This is a genomic window from Ureibacillus galli, assembly GCF_014836845.1.
Lineage (GTDB): Bacteria > Bacillota > Bacilli > Bacillales_A > Planococcaceae > Ureibacillus > Ureibacillus galli.
In genome coordinates this window covers 1-19,131 of the sequence record NZ_JACSQA010000009.1, presented here as the reverse complement: position 1 = coordinate 19,131, position 19,131 = coordinate 1, and the positions used below count along the sequence as shown (strand labels likewise).

The window sequence follows — 19,131 nt, the reverse complement described above, 5'->3', positions numbered from 1 at the left end:
AAATGGTAGTAGGAGATTTCGCAATTGAAATTGATACTTTAGTCGTTGGAGCAGGCCCTGGTGGTTATGTAGCCGCAATTCGTGCAGCTCAAACTGGACAAAAAGTAACAATTGTAGAAAAAGATGTATTAGGTGGCGTTTGCTTAAACGTAGGATGTATTCCTTCAAAAGCTTTAATTTCTGTAGGTCACCGTTTTGAACATGCTAAACATTCAGAAGATATGGGAGTTATCGCTTCTGAAGTGAAACTTGATTTTGAAAAAGTTCAAGCTTTCAAAAATAGCGTTGTAAACAAATTAACTGGCGGTGTAGAAGGCCTTTTAAAAGGAAATAAAGTAAACATCGTAAAAGGAGAAGCATATTTCGTTGATGCTAACACTGTTCGTGTTATTGACGGAGATTCTGCTCAAACATATACATTTAAAAATGCAATTTTAGCTACGGGTTCTCGCCCTGTTGAAATTCCAACATTTAAATTTACTGATCGCGTTTTAAATTCAACTGGCGCTCTTAACTTAAAAGAATTACCACAAAAATTAGTCGTTATCGGTGGCGGTTATATCGGTACAGAACTAGGTTCTGCATTTGCAAACTTTGGTACTGAAGTAACAATTATTGAAGGTGGTAAAGATATTTTAGCCGGCTTCGAAAAACAAATGACTCAAATCGTTAAAAAAGGCTTAAAGAAAAAAGGTGTTACAATCGAAGTAAACGCATCTGCTAAAGGTGTCGTTGAAAACGAAAATGGCGTAGTTGTTACTTATGAAGTTGGCGGAGAAGAGAAAACTGTTGAAGCTGACTATGTATTAGTAACAGTTGGTCGTCGTCCAAACACAGATGAGCTTGGCTTAGAACAAATCGGTATTGAGTTCGCAGAGCGTGGTTTATTAAAAGTTGATAAACAATGTCGTACAAACATTCCTAACATCTATGCAATTGGTGATATCGTTGCTGGACCACAACTTGCTCATAAAGCTTCTTACGAAGGTAAAGTAGCTGCAGAAGCAATCGCTGGTGAAAAATCAATCGTAGATTACTTAGCGATTCCAGCTGTATGTTTCACAGATCCAGAAATGGCAACTGTAGGTTACAGTGAAGAACAAGCAAAAGCTGAAGGATTAGAAGTAAATGTGGCTAAATTCCCATTCGCAGCGAATGGTCGTGCCCTTGCTTTAAACCAAACTGAAGGTTTTGTAAAATTAGTTGCACGTAAAGAAGACGGTTTACTTGTAGGAGCTCAAATTGTTGGTGCTGGCGCTTCTGATATGATTTCAGAATTATGTTTAGCAATTGAAGGTGGAATGACTGCAGAAGATGTATCTTTAACAATTCACCCTCACCCAACATTAGGTGAAATTACAATGGAAACTGCTGAAGTATTACTAGGCAACCCAATCCACATCATTTCAAAATAATTGTATTTTAAACGTATTCACACTGCTCACTGCAGGTGAATACGTTTTTTTATTTCTATAAATTTTAAATAGATACTTATCGTCCTATAGTTCCATTTTACTGAATAATCAAAACCTACAAAATTTTCGTTTAGTTGATTATAATGGAGAGAGTTCATTATATATTACTTTTGGAGAGAGAAGCGATGAAATCTCATACGATGCAATCGAAAATATTTTCCTATAATATTTTCGTTATTTTATTAATTACAATAGCCATTGGCATTTCATTTTACTTTACATTATCAAGTGTTATTAAAAATGAAATTGGCTTAAAAGCAGTACAAATTGCGAAGACGACAGCAAACCGTCCAGATATTATTGCAGGTTTTTATGCAGAAAATCCATCTGAAGTACTTCAGCCGATAGCTGAGGAAATAAGGAGAGAAACCGATGCCGAATATGTTGTAATCGGGAATGAAGAAGGGATTCGTTATGCCCATCCTGTGGAGGATCGTATCGGTAAAAAAATGGTCGGGGACGATAACGAAGATGCACTAGAAAAGGGATTAACTTATATTTCGGAGGCGACTGGAAGTCTTGGACCGGCTATTAGGGGGAAAACGCCTGTCATTGGATATAACGGTGAAATTATTGGTGTTGTGTCTGTAGGATATTTAAAAACAGACCTTAGTTCGATGTTTTTAGGGTACTTGGATAATATTGTTTATATTTTAATTTTTGGTATAATAATAGGAATTATTTTCTCGTCCCTTTTATCGAAGCGCTTGAAAAAGGAGTTGCTCGATTATGAACCAATTGAAATTGCCGAGCTTTTAAAACAACAAAATGCCCTTATTGAATCGGTTCGAGAAGGGATTATTATGGTAGATCATAAAGGAATCATTACGGTTGTTAATTCGGCAGCACACAATACATTGGCCATTAGTGAAGAGGTTCCATTAGTAGGGAAAGATATCCGTGAAGTGATTCCGAATTCCCATTTATTCGAGGTTTTATCGACCGGCGAAAGACAGTTAGACCGACCAATGATTATTGCCGGAAAGAAGACTGTAGTAAACCGCATTCCGATTTTAAATGGAGATAAAGTCGTTGGTGCCGTTTCAAGTTTTCGTTTACAATCGGAAATTGATCGTTTAGCAATGGAACTGTCCCAAGTAAAAAAATATGCAGAAGCATTACGTGCTCAAACTCATGAATATAATAATTTTTTATATACGATTTCTGGTTTAATACAGTTAGAAAATTATCATGAGGCCCTTGATTTAATACATAGTGAACGGGCAGAGCAAGGAAGTTTAATTCAATTTATATCACAAAGGTTTAATGATCCGCTCATAAGTGGGATTTTAATCGGTTTTTATAATAGAGCGAAAGAATTAAAAATAAAATTAATCATCGATGAAGATAGCCGTTTAGAAAAGTTACCGAAAACGATACAAAAACATCTTTTTGTATCAATTTTAGGAAATCTAGTAACAAATGCCTTCGAAGCTGTTGAACATTTAGAGGAAAAGGATCGTTCGGTAAGAATCTTAATTCTCGATAATGAAAAGGAAATATTAATAGAAATTGAGGATAGTGGGAACGGTATTGATGATGATATAAAAGATCAATTATTTGAAAAAAGAATTACAACAAAAGAAAAAGAAAATCAGCATGGTTTTGGTCTAATAAAAGTGAAAGAAAATGTTGCGGAACTAGGAGGTGAAATATATATTGAAAATGGCGATTTAGGGGGAGCGCTATTTATCATCGTGATTCGAAAAGGGGGGGTTAATCATGCATGACATAATAGAAGTGTTAATTATTGAGGATGATAAAAGAATTGCCCGTATTCATCAAAAATTTCTTGAAAAAATAGAGGGGTTTCAAAATGTAGGAATAGCTTATAATGCGGAAGAAGCCTTTGAATGGATTGATTCTTTTCATCCACATTTAGTTTTATTAGATGTTTATTTTCCAGATAAATTAGGGACAGACATTTTAGAATATATTAAAATAAACAGTCCTGAAACGGACACGATTTTCATAACAGCGGCATCTGAAACAGAAATATTAAAAAAAGCCTTTCATGGTGGGGTAGTAGACTATTTATTAAAACCGCTTACATTTGATAAATTTAAAGAAAGTTTGGAATCTTATCGTTCCAAACGGTTGCTACTTGAAAAAAATGCCCATCTTGAGGAACACGAAATAAAGGAAATTTGGACTTCCACCAAAGATATGCAAAGATTGGATGAATTAACGCCAAAGGGAATCGATGCCATTACGAAGTCAAAAGTGTATCAATATTTAGGTACATGTACAAAAGGGGTTACGGCTGAAATGTTAGGAAAAGATTTAGGGATTAGCCGTTCAACTGCAAGACGTTATTTGGAACATTTAGTAGCTGAAAATAAGGCTTATACAGACTTGATATACGGAACAGTAGGTAGACCTGAGCGAAGGTACATATTAAATAAAGAATGATAATATGAACTTAATTGAGAACTTAAAATGAAATATTATTCCATTTGAATGGCACCATAGTATGGTGCTTTTTTTCTTTTAAATCTTAGAAAATATTAATCTTCCCCTTCGTCATATCCCGGTGAACATTATGAACAAAATAGGCTTTATGGAATAAATATCATTTTATTTTACTTTTATTGTAATAAGTATGCGCTTTCATTAAAGTACAGATAGACATTCATAAAAAAATGGGGATGTATAAGGGGGATATTATGAAGAAACAATTTATGCTTTGTTTTGTACTTACACTTTCTTTCGTTTTAGCAGCATGTGGTAGCAATACTTCAAAAACTTCAGGCGATGGAGATTCAAAATCAAGCTATCCAGAAAGTAACATTGTTATGGTTGCACCATCTGGAGCAGGTGGAGGCTGGGATTTAACAGCACGTGCTGTTTCAAAGGTTATGTCTGAAACAGGTTTAGTAGACAAGGCAATCACTGTAGAAAATCGAGCAGGTGGTGGCGGTGCAGTATTTATGGCAGAGTTTGCTACAAAAGAGGCAAATAACGATTATATGTTAATGGCAAAATCACCGCCAATTCTTGTAAATAATTTAAAAGCAGAAGGAAACAGTCCTTACGGTTATAAGGATACAAAACCGCTTGCTCAATTAACAAGAGATTATGGAGCGATCGTTGTAAAAGCGGACTCTCCGTACAATAGTTTAACGGAAATATTAGATGCGATTAAAGAAGATCCATCTTCGATTACATTAGCAGGAGGTTCAGCGCCGGGATCGATGGATCACCTAATTGGTATATTACCTGCGTTTAAGTATGGTATCGATCCGAAAACTGTAAAGTATGTTTCTTATGATGGTGGTGGAGAAGCGGTTGCAGCGTTATTAGGTGGGAACGCCGATATGATTGCTACAGACGCATCTGCAATTGGTGAATATGTTAAATCTGGTGATGTAAAAGTATTAGCTGTTAGTTCAACTGAACGTCTAACAGGTGTTTTAGAGGATGTTCCAACATTCCAAGAACTAGGTATCGATGCAGAGTTCACGATTTGGAGAGGAATTTTTGGACCAAAAAATATGTCCGATGAAGCATATGAATATTGGACGAAAAAACTAGCTGAGATGGTAGAAACAGACGAATGGAAAACTGAATTAGAACGTAATGGTTGGGCAAGCGAATATCGTGATGCCGAAGAATTTACGGCATTTTTAGAGGAACAAGAAAAAGTAATTGGGGATTTATTGAAAGCGCTAGATATGCATAAATAAGTTAGTAGCTGTCCGATAAGTAGTTTCTTAGAGGACAGCACATTTTTTTAATGAATGAGGTGCAGTGATGACAAAGAGTTTTGATAAAATCGCTGGAATTGTTTTTTTATTAATAAGCATTTTATTTATTTCAGAAAGCTTGAAAATTTCTGGGAGTGCTTACGGTTCCACAATTGGACCAAAGACATATCCATTAATTTTAGGCATAGTATTAGGACTTTTAAGTTTACGATTATTATATGAAACATTTAAAAGTAAATCAGAAAGTAAAGAGAAATCAACTTTAGAAATAAAGAAGTTTGCTATTATCTTTATTTCTGCTATTCTTTATATTTTTTTACTAGAAATTATCGGTTATGTGCTCTCAACATTCATCTTTTTAGTCGTAACTTTCCAAGTGATGGAGAGAGGAAAAATCATATCAACGATAATCATTTCAGCAATATTCGCAATAGGTGTATATGCAATGTATGTTCAGTTGCTCGGTGGGGCATTACCGAAATTTTCGTTATTTTAAATAAGAGGTGTTGTAATGAGTACAATTCAATATTTATTTGATGGGTTCGCTGTAGCACTTCAATGGCATAATTTATTATTTGCTTTCATTGGGGTTGTTATTGGTACTGCTGTCGGTGTACTACCAGGGATTGGTCCGATGAGCGGAGTCGCATTGCTAATTCCGGTAACTGCTACTTTAACATCTGGAATGCCTACAGACGCTGCAGCAGCAAGCTCAATTATTTTATTAGCTGGTGTTTACTATGGAGCGATGTATGGTGGATCCACAACTTCCATTTTATTAAATACACCTGGTGAATCATCATCGGTTGTGACGGCTTTAGATGGGTATCAAATGGCTCAAAAGGGCCGAGCGGGTGCCGCTTTATCGATTGCTGCGATTGGCTCCTTTGTTGCAGGGATTATCGCCCTTCTAGGCTTAGTATTATTAGCAAAACCATTATCAAATCTTGCATTAGAGTTTGGACCGGCAGAATATTTCTCACTTATGTTATTAGGTTTATGTGCTGTGAGTGGTCTTGCTGGAAAATCGATGACAAAAGCATTAATGATGACAGTTTTTGGTTTAATGCTTGGTACAATTGGAATTGATGCAGTATCCGGTATTGCCCGTTTTACATATGACATTCCAGTACTATATGGGGGATTGGAATTTTTAACGATTGCTGTAGGGTTATTTGCTTTAGGAGAAGTATTTAAAACGATATTGGAGCGGGACAGTGGTGATGCACCTATCGCAAAAATCAATCGCATTTTGCCAACGAAACAAGATTTAAAAGATAGTGCTAAACCTATTACTCGTGGTTCTTTACTTGGGTTCTTTATTGGGGTATTACCAGGAGCAGGTGCTACGTTAGCATCTTTCTTTTCCTACATGACTGAGAAGAAGATTAGTAAAAATCCCGATTCCTTTGGAAAAGGAAACATTGCTGGTGTTGCGGGGCCAGAATCAGCGAATAATGCCGCTTCAGGCGGTGCGATGATTCCCCTTCTTACATTAGGAATCCCAGGTTCAGGAACTACAGCGATACTAATGGGGGCACTCATTATGTACAATGTGCAACCAGGTCCTTTATTATTTGATGATCATCCTGAAATCGCTTGGGGATTGATTGCAAGTATGTTTATAGGCAATTTAGTTTTATTAATATTAAATATGCCTTTAGTAAGAGTGTTTGCAAAAATTATTCAAACACCTAAAAAATATTTATTACCAATTATTATTACGATTTCCTTTTTTGGTGTTTATGCCGTTCAGTACACAACTTTTGATTTATATCTATTACTCGCTTGTGGTGTTTTAGGATATTTACTGTCGAAAAATGATTATCCTGTTGCACCGATCGTTTTAGCATTAGTATTAGGACCAATGATTGAAAATAATATGCGACGAGCTTTAACAATTTCCAATGGAGATTGGAGCATTTTTGTCACAAGTCCTTTATCACTTGTATTTTTAATTATTGCAGCTGCATGGATCATTGTGCCATTAATTTTAAAGTTTACAGGTAAAAAGGTCATTGTGAATGAGGAAGAGTAAAAATAATGAATCATTTTTCGAGACAAAGTAGAAAATCTGCTTTGTCTTTCTTTTATTTTCTAACATTATAGACAGCTATTTTTCATAGGCGTACAATAACTGTATTGAGAAAGGGGGGGAGGCAAAAGGGTAGCCTTTTGCTGAAAGATGAGAATTATTCGTATAATAGCCCAGATTGCTATCTTATATATTTTTTACTATGTAGGGGTTTTCTTTGTGGAAATAACAAAGTTACCTTTGCCAGCTAGTGTTATTGGTTTAATTTTACTCGCGCTTTGTTTACAGATGAAGTGGGTAAAGGTTGAGTATATTCGTGAAGGGGCAGGTTTTCTCCTTGCCTTTATGACATTATTCTTCATTCCTCCGATTGTAGGGATTATCGATTATCCTGAGTTGTTGTCCCTTGAAGGAATCCTATTGATGGTAACGATATTTATTAGTACTTTATTTGTTATCTTGTTCACAAGTAAATTAAGTGAGAAGATCGAACAAAAGGAATTAAAATTAAAGGAAAAAAAGGAAGGAGAGGAACGGGTTGTTGAAAGCAATCATCTTCATCCTTAGTACAGTTGTTTTATTTTTGTTATTCAATCAATTACATAAAAAATACCCTTATCCTTTTCTATTGCCGATCTTAACAACAACAATTGTCATTATCGCAGCACTTTTATTATTTCATATACCCTTTTCTGACTATATGGAAGGGGGAAAGTATATACAACATTTATTAGGTCCTGCAGTCGTTGGATTAGCCTATCCTTTATATAATCAAAGAAAATTGATTATGAAGTTTAAATATACAATTCTATCTGGTATTTTCATAGCGATGATTAGTGGTTTAATTAGTGTATATGTTATTTTGAAATTATTTAAATTAGATGATTCATATATTTTAACTGCCTTACCAAAATCATTAACGACTCCAATTGCGATGCAAGTGAGTGAAACAATTGGTGGAATTCCACCATTAACAGCAGTCTTTGTTATGATTGCAGGATTTACAGGCGCATTATTTGGTTCGATGATTTATAAATTGGGGAAAGTTCATTCTCCTATTAGTAGAGGAATTTCTATGGGTAGTGCAAGTCATGGTGTCGGAATAACGAAGTTAAAAGAATATGGAGAGGAAGACTTGTCGATTGGCTCATTATCGATGGGATTAAGTGCAGTAATTGGTGCGATAGTATGTCCGATTTTTGTCTTTATCTTCTTTTAATGTGAAAAAAGAGGATGTCTTATAAATGAATAAGACATCCTCTTTATATTTGAAAAGTTTCAATTAAAAGATTGGTTTTCTTTCTTTAATAACGCGAATCGTTTTTAAAGAAAGATCTTCTGGTCCTTGAACAGGTAAGCCAGCATCAATATTCATTTGAATATATCGGATATTATCTTCAGTAATTATTTCCCCAGGAATAAAAATAGGGATCCCAGGAGGATATACCATGATAAATTCCGCACAAATATAACCAACAGATTCTTCTAATGGCATTACTTCTGTACTAGAGTAAAAGGCGTCACGCGGTGTCATCGCAAGAGCAGGAATATCCGGAATATTAACATTTGTTTCTTTCACGGATGCTTCTGACTCGAATGCTAATGACATTCTTTGCAGTGCATTTACTAGTAAATTAATTTCTTTTTTCGTATCCCCTAATGTAACTAAACAGAGGATATTATAGAGGTCAGATAATTCAACTTCTATATTGGCGTTTAGACGTAACCATTCTTCAGCTTGATGACCTGTAATTCCTAAGTCTTTTACACTGATTAAAATCTTTGTAAGATCCATATCAAATGTTGCGGAGGAATGTAGTTTTTCTCTTCCTGCCACTTTTAAGTGAGGAATTTTATTAATTCGTTTTCTTGCATCTTTTGCAAGGCGAATCGTTTCATCGATTAAATCGTATCCATGTACTGCTAATTGACGTCTAGCACAGTCAAGTGAAGCAAGTATTGGATAAGAAGTGGAAGTAGTTGTTAACATCGAAAGAACGGATTGTACACGGTTTACCGATACTAGTCCTTCTTTAACGTTCAATACAGAACTTTGTGTCATCGAACCACCTAGTTTATGCACACTCGTTGCAGCCATATCTGCTCCTGCCTGCATAGCCGATATTGGTAATTCATCATGGAATTTTATATGAACACCATGCGCTTCATCCACAATAACTGGGATGTTATGGGCATGGACAATATCAACAATTCGTTTTAAATCAGCAGCAAAACCAAAATAAGTTGGATTAATCACTAACATTGCTTTTGCATCTGGGTAAGTTTTTAATGCCTTTTCCACAGATTCTGCTGAAATACCATGGGCAATACCGAATTCTTCATCGACTTCAGGATGGATAAAAATAGGGATGGCCCCAGCTAAAACAATTGCAGACATTGTTGATTTATGAACATTCCGTGGTACCAAAATTTTATCACCTGGACCGACGACGGTTAAAATCATCGCCATGATAGCGCCACTAGTACCTTGAACGGAAAAAAATGTATGGTCAGCACCAAAGGCTTCAGCAGCTAATTTTTGTGCTTCCTTAATCGCGCCTTTTGGTGAATGTAAATCATCTAGTGGAGCAATATTGATTAAATCAATTGATAAAACGTTGTCTCCGACGAACTCACGAAAGGCTGGGTCCATTCCTTGACCTTTTTTATGTCCAGGAATATGAAATTGTATTGGATGTCGATTTCGGTGTTTGAGTAATACGTCGAACAATGGAGTCTCTAATTGTGACAACGCAGGTACCACCTCACTTTATATAAATTTTGAAAACAAGAAGAATTATAGCACCTATTCAACATCATGACTACATAAATTTAAAGGAATTTTTCCGATGTGAGAGAAATTATTAATAGAATGTGAAAAAGGGGATGACGATATGGACTGGGAAACAAGAATAACACGCCTTTTAGGAATAAAATATCCTATCATTCAAGGGGGGTTAGCTTATTTAGCATACTCCGATTTGGCAGCGGCTGTATCGAATGCTGGAGGATTAGGACAAATTACGGCAATGAGTTTAAAATCGCCAGAATTACTAAGAGAAGAGATTTATAAAATTCGGGAAAAGACGGATCGACCCTTTGGGGTGAATTTTGCCATCGGAATGTATGGTAAAGGATATGAAGAAATGGTGAAAGTTGCAGTGGAAGAAAATGTCCCTGTCATTTCAATGACAGGGGGCAACCCAGCACCAATATTCCATTTACTAGAAGGAACATCAATCAAAAAATTAGTGTTAGTAGCCGCAAAAAGGCAAGCTATAAAGGCAGAACAGCTTGGAGCTGATGCAGTCATGGTTGTTGGTCAAGAAGGGGGAGGTCATTTAGGGCGCGACGATGTCGGAACGATGGTACTTGTTCCTCAAGTAGTCGATAGCGTATCGATACCTGTCATCGCTTCAGGAGGTATTGGGGATGGCCGTGGTTGGATGGCTGCCCACGCACTAGGTGCTGAAGGGATTGAAATGGGGACTAGATTTATTGCAACGAAGGAATGTGTCCATGCCTCTAAGGAGTATATAGAAGCTCTCCTACACAGTTCAGAAACAGATACGACGATAATTAAACAGTCGATTGGTGCTCCTGCCCGAGTATTAAAAAATGAATTTACTGAAAAAATTATAGAAATTGAAAATGAAACGCCTACTTATGAGGCATTAAAAGATTTCATAAGTGGAGAAGCCAATAAAAAATTTATTTATGATGGGGACAATCAAAATGGTTTTGGATGGGCTGGCCAAGTAACGGGAATGATAAAAGATGTACCGTCCGTTCAAGAGTTAATCGAGCGGATGGTTGCACAAGCTGAACAAATCAGAGTAAAATGGGGTCACTAAAATTAAAGGTAGGGTTTTTGTATGGAATATTCATATCCAATATCATCAGATTGGTCAACAACAGAAATTATCGATGTGATAAAGTTTTTTGAAGGAGTTGAACAAGCATATGAAAAAGGGATTAAAAGGGAAGATATGCTTGCTCGATATCGTCGATTTAAAGAGATAGTACCATCCCAAGCAGAGGAAAAAACCGTCTTTCGTGAGTTTGAAGAGGTTAGCGGTTATGTAAGCTATAAAGTAGTTAAACAAACGAAAGAAAAAGAAGACGGGACAATCGTAAAAATGTAAGTTAAAAGAATGGATGTATGAATATTAAAGGATTTGGAATGATATTATTCTAAATCCTTTTTTATTTTACAAAAAACATGGTTTTCTTAAAAAAGAACTTCTTTAAAAGGCTAAAAATTGTAAGAAGAAAATTAGTAGAAATATGTAATGTTTGTAATCATCTTGTGCATATTAATGATACAACACATCTAAATAAGGGAACGAAATTTTAAAAATTTAATTTCTTTTAAAAAAAGGATTTAGTTCATTCAGAAGCGTAAAGATAAAGAAAGGCTAAAGTTCAAGTAAATGGTTACTTTCACTTCAGCCTCTATGAACACTTTGTAAATTATTTACCAATGATAATGTTGTAAATAGGTAAAAGAGCTTCAAAAGTTTCTTCAGTAAGTTGTAAAAATTGTTCCGATGAAAGATTTACAGCTTCTTCTCTTGAAATGTGGCGTCCAACTAAAAATTCTCCTTTTTTGACGTCTCGTAATCGGATTAATAAATTTTCCAGCTGTTCTTCACGACCTATTTTTAAAGATATTGCGTCTTGTGACATATGATCACCCGATATAATGAAATCCTCCGGCAAATTATCAAAATAGTCAATATTGTTTAATAAACGTGTTGCCATTTCAGCTTTTTGTGGTGCTTCATAAATAATTGCAACGATTATGAATAAATGTGTATTCCAAAGTCCAATTTGAAAATGAGGAAGCGATTTATACCCACGTTTATAAGGAGCAAACGCAACCCATGAATCTTTAGGAGGATTGATTGTTCTTCTAGCGTGTTTAGCTACATGTGGGAAAAATTCATCACCTGTTTTAGAGCTAAAGTAACTTGAAAACATTTCACCTAATTGTTGGAATTTTGGGCGAACAATAGAAGATAGAGCTTCCATCCGTTGTTCTAAACCATCTATTTCGAAAACTTCGAAGTCTTTGTTTGTCCATTTAATTTTGTCCATTAATTATAGCCCCCTATTTGAATTACATGTTTATTTTATCAGTTTTTTGGGAAAAATTTTGTAACAAACCATTCTTTCATGAGACAAAAATTTTTAAAAAATGAAAGGGAAGTGATTTAGTATGAAACAGATGATTAAAATTATACGTAAAGTTGATATTGAAAAGCAATATGAACAAATTTTACGTTTAGAGCTGGATTACGAGCTTGCCTCCTTGTATGCAGCTATGCAAGAGAATGATGAAAAGGAAATGGAAAAGAGTAAAAAACGTCTTAAAGAAATTCAAGACGAATTAGATGGTCTCCACGCATATGTTTAAAAATTTTATAATTAAGTAAAAATCACTTGCTCCATATCGGACAGCAAGTGATTTTTGTTATAATTGGTAAAAGGGAAATGTTGACTAAGAAGGTGGGGGTTATATGAATATAAATAAAGTGGATGAATTTGCGAAAGAAATGATCTTTGAGGCAGGGAAAAGAATACGTGAAGCCTTTTCCTATGATTTAAAGGTATACACAAAATCAGGAGCTAACGATTTAGTTACGAATATCGATCGTGAAACAGAATTATTTTTTATAGAGAAAATTAAAGCGTCCTTCCCCCAACATAAAATATTAGGTGAAGAGGGAATGGGGGAAAATGTAACATCTCTAGAGGGTCCGGTATGGATTATCGATCCAATTGACGGAACGATGAATTTTGTGAAGCAGCACCGTCATTTTATGATTACTATGGGGTTTTTTATTGATGGTATAGGAAAACTCGGATACATATTTGATGTTATGAGAGAAGATCTTTTTTACGCTATAGAAGGACAAGGGGCTTGGTACAATGATTCACCATTACGCAAACTCCAACCGGTACCGCTCGAAGAAGCTGTGATTGGCATTAATGCAACTTGGGTTACGCCGAATAGAGTTGTTAATCATGAAAAAATGATTGAGCTTGTTCATACGATTCGTGGTACACGTTCTTACGGTTCTGCAGCGATGGAAATTGCCTTTGTTATTAGTGGGAAATTAGATGCTTATATATCGATGAGATTGTCACCGTGGGATATTGGTGGAGGAACAGTCATTGCGAAAGAAGTAGGAGCCATTGCATCGAATTTAAAAGGTGAAGAATGTAACCTTTTATCAAAAGATACATTCATCATTGCAAATCCTTCTATTCATCATCAAATATTAAATGATTATATTGAAGAAAAATAAAAAATCGTAGGTAGCAAATTTTTTGTTACCTACGATTTTTGAATTATCCGAATAAGATGTGGCAAGATAAGAAAAACGAATTTATTAAAGTAAACCTTGGTCCCTAAATTTTCGTTTCATTTTAAATCCTGTCATCATTACGACACATAATGCTACTAATCCCGCAATAGCTCCGATAGCTGTTTTGGCTGCAATGGCATAACCAACGGAAATCATTGATAACATTGCCGCAACTGCAAAGATGAACATGACAATTTTTGCTTTATTCATGCACAATAGTCCTCCTTACTTGATAGAAAAGTATCGATATTGATCCAAGTTTGTCGAAATTGTAAAAATATGAAAAAGACAAGTATCTCTTCTTGTGCTATAATAACACAGTTAATCATATGAAAAAAGAATGTGGAGTGGAATAATGACAAAGTTACGCGAAGATTTACGCAATATCGCAATTATCGCACACGTTGACCATGGGAAAACAACATTAGTTGACCAATTGTTAAAACAATCTGGAACTTTCCGTTCAAATGAACATGTTGAAGAAAGAGCAATGGACTCGAATGATCTTGAACGTGAACGTGGTATTACGATTCTTGCTAAAAATACAGCAGTAAACTATAACGGTACTCGTATAAATATCCTAGATACACCAGGACATGCCGACTTCGGTGGAGAAGTAGAACGTATTTTAAAAATGGTTGATGGTGTATTACTTGTTGTCGATGCATATGAAGGTTGTATGCCTCAAACACGCTTTGTTTTGAAAAAAGCATTAGAGCAAAAATTAACACCAATCGTTGTTGTTAATAAAGTTGACAAAGATTCAGCCCGTCCTGAAGAAGTAGTAGATGAAGTACTAGATCTATTAATCGAATTAGGTGCAGATGAAGAACAATTAGAATTCCCAGTTGTTTATGCATCTGGTGTAAATGGTACGGCTTCCCTAAATCCAGACCCATCAAAACAAGAAGAATCGATGCAATGCTTATTTGAATCGATTATTGAACATATCCCAGCACCAATTGATACACGAGAAGAACCATTACAATTCCAAGTAGCATTATTAGATTATAATGACTTCGTTGGTCGTATCGGTATTGGTCGTGTATTCCGTGGAACGATTCATGTAGGGCAACAAGTGGCTTTAATGAAACTTGATGGTTCAGTGAAAAACTTCCGTGTAACAAAATTATTTGGTTTCTTCGGTTTAAAACGGGAAGAAATTCAAGAAGCGTACGCTGGAGATTTAGTAGCAGTATCCGGAATGGAAGAAATTAATGTTGGTGAAACGGTATGTCCAGTTGATCATCAAGAAGCATTAACACCATTACGTATTGATGAGCCAACATTACAAATGACTTTCTTAGTAAATAATTCTCCATTTGCTGGTCGTGAAGGAAAATGGATTACGTCAAGAAAAATTGAAGAACGTCTTCGTTCCCAATTACAAACGGACGTATCTCTTCGTGTAGAAGATACTGATTCACCAGATGCTTGGATTGTGTCTGGGCGTGGAGAACTTCACTTATCGATTTTAATTGAAAACATGCGTCGTGAAGGTTATGAATTACAAGTGTCTAAACCACAAGTAATTATTCGCGAAATCGATGGAGTAAAATGTGAACCAATCGAGCGTGTACAAATTGATGTACCAGAAGAAAGTGTTGGTTCTGTTATCGAGTCCCTTGGTAACCGTAAAGGGGAAATGTTAGATATGGTCAATGAAGGAAATGGACAAGTTCGTTTAATCTTCATGGTACCTGCCCGCGGATTAATTGGATACACAACGGAGTTCATGTCATTAACAAAAGGCTTTGGTATTATTAACCATACGTTCGATTCATACCAACCTGTTGTACCTGGCCGTGTTGGTGGACGTCACCAAGGTGCCCTTGTGTCAATGGAGACAGGGAAAGCGACAACTTATGGTATGATGCAAATAGAAGACCGTGGTACACTATTCGTAGAACCAGGTACTGAAATTTACGAAGGTATGATCGTTGGTGAAAATAATCGTGATAATGACATTACAGTTAATATTACGAAAACGAAACAAAAAACAAATGTACGTTCAGCGACAAAAGACCAAACAAACGTTATTAAACGTCCACGTATTTTAACTCTTGAAGAAGCTTTAGAATTTTTAGATGATGATGAGTATTTAGAAGTAACTCCAGAATCGATTCGCTTACGTAAACAAATTTTAGATAAAAACGAACGTGAGAAACAAGCGAAAAAGAAAAAATACGCAGAACAATAATAACTGTTTTGGGGAAATGATGAGAGGTGTTGGAGAAGATGAACTTGTTTGGAACGTTAAATTATATTCAAGCATCTGCACCTACGAATGCAAGTGAAAATGAGTTTGTATTCGGACGCATGTCAGGTATTACTCGCTATCTTTACGAAAATTTACCAAGCTATGCCGTTGCTGGTTATGTTGTCTTTTTATTAGTATTTATTTTATCAGCAATTGTTTATAAACTTGGCTTTGCTAAAAACGATTTATCGCTTATTAAAAATGTGATTATATATATATTCTTATTTATAGGATGTATTGTTTTAACGTTTTTAGCACTGTTCTTGCCTATGATTGAGGGGCTAATTGTTGCTGCCTTCATATTAATCCTATACAAAATCCGCTTATGGCGTGAAAAACGGGAAAAAAGCGCAGCATCTTAATATCTTTAAAAAAGGTAATCCAATTTTTGGATTACCTTTTTTTATGCTCAAGTTATTATTAAAAAGGATTGGAAAGGAGATGCTAGTAGTCACTTTATTTACCTCATTGGTTGAGATGTACTATAAATGCATAATAACAGTATCCATTTTCTAATATATACCGATGAAATAACGATTTTATAGGGATTCACACATTTTTAATTGAATGCATAACCTACCTTTGATAAACAGTATGAATGGGGAGGTCGGAGCATTGAAAAATTGGGTGAAGTCCAGTCTATTATTCATTTTAGCTTGCTTTACTATAATCGTTTTAACTGCTTGTAATGATAAAGAGGATCTTCAAACGGTCAAAGTCGGTGAAGTTACACGCTCCATTTTCTACGCGCCTCAATACGTAGCTATTACCCAAGGCTTCTTTGAAGAAGAAGGGTTAGAAATAGAATTATCTACAATAGCTGGTGGAGATAAAACGATGACAGCCCTTTTGTCCGATGGGATTGACATTGCTTTAGTTGGTTCTGAAACATCGATTTATGTATCTGCTCAAGGTGCCAATGATCCAATCAAAAACTTTGCACAATTAACACAAACAGACGGAACATTTTTAGTTGCAAGAGAAAAAATTGAAAACTTTTCTTGGGATATGTTAAAAGACTCAACATTCCTTGGACAACGTAAAGGTGGCATGCCGCAAATGGCAGGGGAATATGTGTTAAAAAAACATGGCATTGATCCCCAGGAAGATTTAGAGCTAATCCAAAATATAGATTTTGCTAATATATCTACAGCCTTTGCATCAGGTACAGGTGACTTTGTTCAACTATTTGAACCGACTGCTAGTGTATTTGAACAAGAGGGCAAAGGTCATATCGTTGCCTCTTTTGGTACAGAATCTGGTCCTTTACCATATACAGTATTCATGGCAAAGGATAGCTTTATGAACGAAAATCCAGAAGTAATTGAGAAATTTACTCGAGCGTTAAAGAAAGCCCAAGATTTTGTTTATGAAAGTTCTGTTGAAGAAGTAGCAGAAGCGATTCAACCATTTTTTGAAGATACAGATATAGAGCTAATTGCAACGGTTGTTGAACGCTACCGTGAACAAGAATCCTTTGCGAAAGACCCCGTTTTAGATGAAGAAGAGTGGAACAATCTACAAGATATTATGGAAGAAGCTGGTGAACTTCCAAAACGTATGGATTATAACGAATTAGTTGATACAACGTTTGCAGAGAAGGTTTTGGAGTAAAATGGACTTTTTAACTGTCACCAACGTTCACCATACGTATTTTTCAAAGGAAGCCGCAACTGAGGCATTACAAAATATTAATTTAACCATTCATAAAGGAGAATTTGTCTCTTTTATTGGCCCTAGTGGTTGTGGAAAAACGACACTTCTCTCCATAATTGCTGGATTGTTTCAACCTACATCTGGGACAGTGACAATCGAAAATCAAGAGGTTTACGGAAATTCCGAATTATCAATTGGATATATGCTTCAACAAGATTATTTATTTCCTTGGAAAACGATTGAAGAAAACATTACTCTCGGCTTAAAACTTTTAAAAGAGGATAACCAAAACTTTTCAAAGGTTACTTCTGATTTGTTACATGATGTTGGATTACCTCCAATTGGAGAAAAATATCCGAGAGAATTGTCAGGTGGAATGCGCCAAAGGGTTGCTTTAGCGAGAACCCTTGCAGTTGACCCGAAAATTTTATTATTAGATGAACCATTCTCTGCCCTTGATTATCAATCGAAATTGAAACTGGAAGATTTAGTTGCAAACAAACTGAAGGAGTATGGTAAAACGGCAGTACTTGTAACGCATGATTTAGGGGAGGCGATTGCGATGAGTGATCGTATTTTCTTATTTTCCCCTAGACCAGGCAAGTTACATCAAATTTTTGAAGTACCTGAAGAATTAAGACAATTAACACCCTTTGATGTAAGGTCCCATTCAAGTTATTCCCCCCTATTCCAAATGATTTGGAAGGAGCTTGAAAACCTTGAACAATCATAAACTCCACGAACAATTTAAACAGTCGCTTATAAAGGAAAAAAGATGGGTCCGGTTTTACCAATTATTAATTTTGATTGCGTTTTTTTCCCTTTGGGAAATCGCTTCAAGATTAAAATGGATTGACCAATTAATTTTTAGTTCGCCTTCAAAAATCTATTCGTTATTAGTTGAAAATGTAGTAGACGGCACCATATTTGTTCATATAGGGTATACCGTCTTTGAAACGGTATTAGGATTTATTATCGGGACATTACTTGGAACAATTTTAGCTGCAATCTTATGGTGGTCTCCTTTTCTTTCAAAGATTTTAGATCCATACTTAGTTATATTAAATGCGATGCCGAAAGTAGCTTTAGGTCCTATTTTAATCGTTGCAATGGGTCCTGGGATGAATTCGATTATTACAATGGGTGCTATTATCTCAGTTATCATTTCAACGATTGTGATCTATACTTCCTTTAAAAACGTTGATGGAAACTATTTAAAAGTACTGCAAACCTTCAATGCTTCACGGTTCCAAATGTTTAAAGAGGCCATTTTACCTGCCTCTTTTCCAACTATTATCTCAACGTTAAAAGTGAATGTTGGATTATCATGGGTAGGGGTTATTGTCGGAGAATTCCTCGTATCATCCAAAGGATTAGGGTACTTAATTATTTATGGTTTCCAAGTATTTAACTTTAACCTCGTGTTAATGTCACTGTTGATTATTGCCATCTTTGCAACAATTATGTATCAGTTAGTGGAAATATTAGAGAAACGGTTAATTAAAAATGAATAAAAATAAGCATCATTCAATGATTTGAATGATGCTTTCAGATTGTCGACAAAAGGCCTTCAGAATGGTCACATTCTGAAGGCCTTTTGTAATTTTGAACGTTTTTCGGGTAT

20 protein-coding genes are annotated in these 19,131 nt (G+C 35.5%); 17 read left to right on the top strand and 3 right to left on the bottom strand.

Annotated elements, in window-relative coordinates:
• Positions 1 to 2 precede the first annotated feature (2 nt).
• From lpdA to H9636_RS07970, 8 genes are all read left to right on the top strand, one after another.
• The gene (lpdA, locus tag H9636_RS08005) at positions 3 to 1,415 is read left to right on the top strand and encodes a dihydrolipoyl dehydrogenase (RefSeq protein WP_191707103.1); all 1,413 of its coding nucleotides are present in this window, start codon (positions 3 to 5) and stop codon (positions 1,413 to 1,415) included.
• 185 nt (positions 1,416 to 1,600) lie between these two features.
• The gene (locus H9636_RS08000; RefSeq protein WP_191707102.1) at positions 1,601 to 3,205 is read left to right on the top strand and encodes an ATP-binding protein; all 1,605 of its coding nucleotides are present in this window, start codon (positions 1,601 to 1,603) and stop codon (positions 3,203 to 3,205) included.
• The gene (locus H9636_RS07995; RefSeq protein ID WP_191707101.1) at positions 3,198 to 3,887 is read left to right on the top strand and encodes a response regulator; all 690 of its coding nucleotides are present in this window, start codon (positions 3,198 to 3,200) and stop codon (positions 3,885 to 3,887) included. The genes H9636_RS08000 and H9636_RS07995 overlap by 8 nt, the downstream gene beginning before the upstream one ends.
• Before the next feature lie 254 nt (positions 3,888 to 4,141).
• Entirely contained in the window at positions 4,142 to 5,161 is a 1,020-nt protein-coding gene (locus H9636_RS07990; RefSeq protein WP_191707100.1) for a tripartite tricarboxylate transporter substrate binding protein, read from the top strand.
• A gap of 67 nt (positions 5,162 to 5,228) precedes the next feature.
• On the top strand, positions 5,229 to 5,678 hold the full coding sequence (locus tag H9636_RS07985; protein WP_191707099.1) for a tripartite tricarboxylate transporter TctB family protein: 450 nt from the start codon (positions 5,229 to 5,231) through the stop codon (positions 5,676 to 5,678).
• 15 nt (positions 5,679 to 5,693) lie between these two features.
• The gene (locus tag H9636_RS07980) at positions 5,694 to 7,220 is read left to right on the top strand and encodes a tripartite tricarboxylate transporter permease (RefSeq protein ID WP_191707098.1); all 1,527 of its coding nucleotides are present in this window, start codon (positions 5,694 to 5,696) and stop codon (positions 7,218 to 7,220) included.
• Positions 7,221 to 7,367: 147 nt separating this feature from the next.
• Entirely contained in the window at positions 7,368 to 7,784 is a 417-nt protein-coding gene (locus H9636_RS07975; protein ID WP_191707097.1) for a CidA/LrgA family protein, read from the top strand.
• The gene (locus H9636_RS07970; RefSeq protein WP_225230144.1) at positions 7,756 to 8,436 is read left to right on the top strand and encodes an LrgB family protein; all 681 of its coding nucleotides are present in this window, start codon (positions 7,756 to 7,758) and stop codon (positions 8,434 to 8,436) included. The genes H9636_RS07975 and H9636_RS07970 overlap by 29 nt, the downstream gene beginning before the upstream one ends.
• Positions 8,437 to 8,499: 63 nt before the next feature.
• On the opposite strand, the gene H9636_RS07965 is transcribed toward H9636_RS07970, so the two are convergent.
• Positions 8,500 to 9,969 (bottom strand): aminotransferase class I/II-fold pyridoxal phosphate-dependent enzyme, encoded by a 1,470-nt coding sequence (locus H9636_RS07965; RefSeq protein ID WP_191707096.1) that lies wholly within the window; start codon positions 9,967 to 9,969, stop codon positions 8,500 to 8,502.
• A gap of 142 nt (positions 9,970 to 10,111) precedes the next feature.
• Here H9636_RS07965 and H9636_RS07960 point away from each other — a divergent pair, with 142 nt between their 5' ends.
• Both H9636_RS07960 and H9636_RS07955 read left to right on the top strand, forming a co-directional pair.
• Entirely contained in the window at positions 10,112 to 11,071 is a 960-nt protein-coding gene (locus H9636_RS07960; protein WP_191707095.1) for an NAD(P)H-dependent flavin oxidoreductase, read from the top strand.
• Between the two features lie 21 nt (positions 11,072 to 11,092).
• Positions 11,093 to 11,362, top strand: a complete 270-nt coding sequence (locus H9636_RS07955) for a UPF0223 family protein (RefSeq protein WP_191707094.1) — start codon at positions 11,093 to 11,095, stop codon at positions 11,360 to 11,362.
• 328 nt (positions 11,363 to 11,690) lie between these two features.
• On the opposite strand, the gene H9636_RS07950 is transcribed toward H9636_RS07955, so the two are convergent.
• Positions 11,691 to 12,317 carry a YktB family protein gene (locus H9636_RS07950; protein ID WP_191707093.1) on the bottom strand — a complete coding sequence of 209 codons (627 nt, stop codon included), beginning with the start codon at positions 12,315 to 12,317 and terminating at the stop codon, positions 11,691 to 11,693.
• A gap of 121 nt (positions 12,318 to 12,438) precedes the next feature.
• Here H9636_RS07950 and H9636_RS07945 point away from each other — a divergent pair, with 121 nt between their 5' ends.
• Together H9636_RS07945 and H9636_RS07940 are read left to right on the top strand one after the other, a co-directional pair.
• A complete protein-coding gene (locus tag H9636_RS07945) occupies positions 12,439 to 12,636 on the top strand; it encodes a hypothetical protein (protein ID WP_191707092.1) in 198 nt (65 codons plus the stop codon).
• A gap of 103 nt (positions 12,637 to 12,739) precedes the next feature.
• On the top strand, positions 12,740 to 13,531 hold the full coding sequence (locus tag H9636_RS07940; RefSeq protein WP_191707091.1) for an inositol monophosphatase family protein: 792 nt from the start codon (positions 12,740 to 12,742) through the stop codon (positions 13,529 to 13,531).
• 84 nt (positions 13,532 to 13,615) lie between these two features.
• Here the strand turns inward: H9636_RS07940 and H9636_RS07935 are convergent, their stop codons facing one another.
• Positions 13,616 to 13,801: a DUF5325 family protein gene (locus H9636_RS07935; protein ID WP_191707090.1), complete on the bottom strand. Its 186-nt coding sequence runs from the start codon at positions 13,799 to 13,801 to the stop codon at positions 13,616 to 13,618.
• A 145-nt stretch (positions 13,802 to 13,946) separates the two neighbouring features.
• Here H9636_RS07935 and typA point away from each other — a divergent pair, with 145 nt between their 5' ends.
• From typA to H9636_RS07910, 5 genes are all read left to right on the top strand, one after another.
• Positions 13,947 to 15,791, top strand: coding sequence for a translational GTPase TypA (typA, locus tag H9636_RS07930; protein WP_191707089.1), 1,845 nt, complete (start codon positions 13,947 to 13,949; stop codon positions 15,789 to 15,791).
• A 38-nt stretch (positions 15,792 to 15,829) separates the two neighbouring features.
• Entirely contained in the window at positions 15,830 to 16,213 is a 384-nt protein-coding gene (locus H9636_RS07925) for a YlaH-like family protein (RefSeq protein WP_191707088.1), read from the top strand.
• Positions 16,214 to 16,466: 253 nt separating this feature from the next.
• Positions 16,467 to 17,465, top strand: coding sequence for an ABC transporter substrate-binding protein (locus H9636_RS07920; RefSeq protein WP_225230143.1), 999 nt, complete (start codon positions 16,467 to 16,469; stop codon positions 17,463 to 17,465).
• A 1-nt stretch (position 17,466) separates the two neighbouring features.
• Positions 17,467 to 18,240, top strand: a complete 774-nt coding sequence (locus tag H9636_RS07915; RefSeq protein ID WP_191707086.1) for an ABC transporter ATP-binding protein — start codon at positions 17,467 to 17,469, stop codon at positions 18,238 to 18,240.
• On the top strand, positions 18,227 to 19,021 hold the full coding sequence (locus tag H9636_RS07910; protein ID WP_191707085.1) for an ABC transporter permease: 795 nt from the start codon (positions 18,227 to 18,229) through the stop codon (positions 19,019 to 19,021). Before H9636_RS07915 ends, H9636_RS07910 begins: the two co-directional genes overlap by 14 nt.
• Positions 19,022 to 19,131: the final 110 nt, after the last annotated feature.

What these genes read in the sequence shown, in the direction of transcription:
- typA (WP_191707089.1), top strand. Translation starts at nt 13,947, where the DNA reads ATGACAAAGTTACGCGAAGATTTACGCAATATCGCAATTATCGCACAC.
- H9636_RS07990 (WP_191707100.1), top strand. Translation starts at nt 4,142, where the DNA reads ATGAAGAAACAATTTATGCTTTGTTTTGTACTTACACTTTCTTTCGTT.
- lpdA (WP_191707103.1), top strand. Translation starts at nt 3, where the DNA reads ATGGTAGTAGGAGATTTCGCAATTGAAATTGATACTTTAGTCGTTGGA.
- H9636_RS07975 (WP_191707097.1), top strand. Translation starts at nt 7,368, where the DNA reads ATGAGAATTATTCGTATAATAGCCCAGATTGCTATCTTATATATTTTT.
- H9636_RS07955 (WP_191707094.1), top strand. Translation starts at nt 11,093, where the DNA reads ATGGAATATTCATATCCAATATCATCAGATTGGTCAACAACAGAAATT.
- H9636_RS07960 (WP_191707095.1), top strand. Translation starts at nt 10,112, where the DNA reads ATGGACTGGGAAACAAGAATAACACGCCTTTTAGGAATAAAATATCCT.
- H9636_RS08000 (WP_191707102.1), top strand. Translation starts at nt 1,601, where the DNA reads ATGAAATCTCATACGATGCAATCGAAAATATTTTCCTATAATATTTTC.
- H9636_RS07985 (WP_191707099.1), top strand. Translation starts at nt 5,229, where the DNA reads ATGACAAAGAGTTTTGATAAAATCGCTGGAATTGTTTTTTTATTAATA.
- H9636_RS07940 (WP_191707091.1), top strand. Translation starts at nt 12,740, where the DNA reads ATGAATATAAATAAAGTGGATGAATTTGCGAAAGAAATGATCTTTGAG.
- H9636_RS07950 (WP_191707093.1), bottom strand. Translation starts at nt 12,317, where the DNA reads ATGGACAAAATTAAATGGACAAACAAAGACTTCGAAGTTTTCGAAATA.
- H9636_RS07915 (WP_191707086.1), top strand. Translation starts at nt 17,467, where the DNA reads ATGGACTTTTTAACTGTCACCAACGTTCACCATACGTATTTTTCAAAG.
- H9636_RS07935 (WP_191707090.1), bottom strand. Translation starts at nt 13,801, where the DNA reads ATGAATAAAGCAAAAATTGTCATGTTCATCTTTGCAGTTGCGGCAATG.
- H9636_RS07945 (WP_191707092.1), top strand. Translation starts at nt 12,439, where the DNA reads ATGAAACAGATGATTAAAATTATACGTAAAGTTGATATTGAAAAGCAA.
- H9636_RS07925 (WP_191707088.1), top strand. Translation starts at nt 15,830, where the DNA reads ATGAACTTGTTTGGAACGTTAAATTATATTCAAGCATCTGCACCTACG.
- H9636_RS07995 (WP_191707101.1), top strand. Translation starts at nt 3,198, where the DNA reads ATGCATGACATAATAGAAGTGTTAATTATTGAGGATGATAAAAGAATT.
- H9636_RS07980 (WP_191707098.1), top strand. Translation starts at nt 5,694, where the DNA reads ATGAGTACAATTCAATATTTATTTGATGGGTTCGCTGTAGCACTTCAA.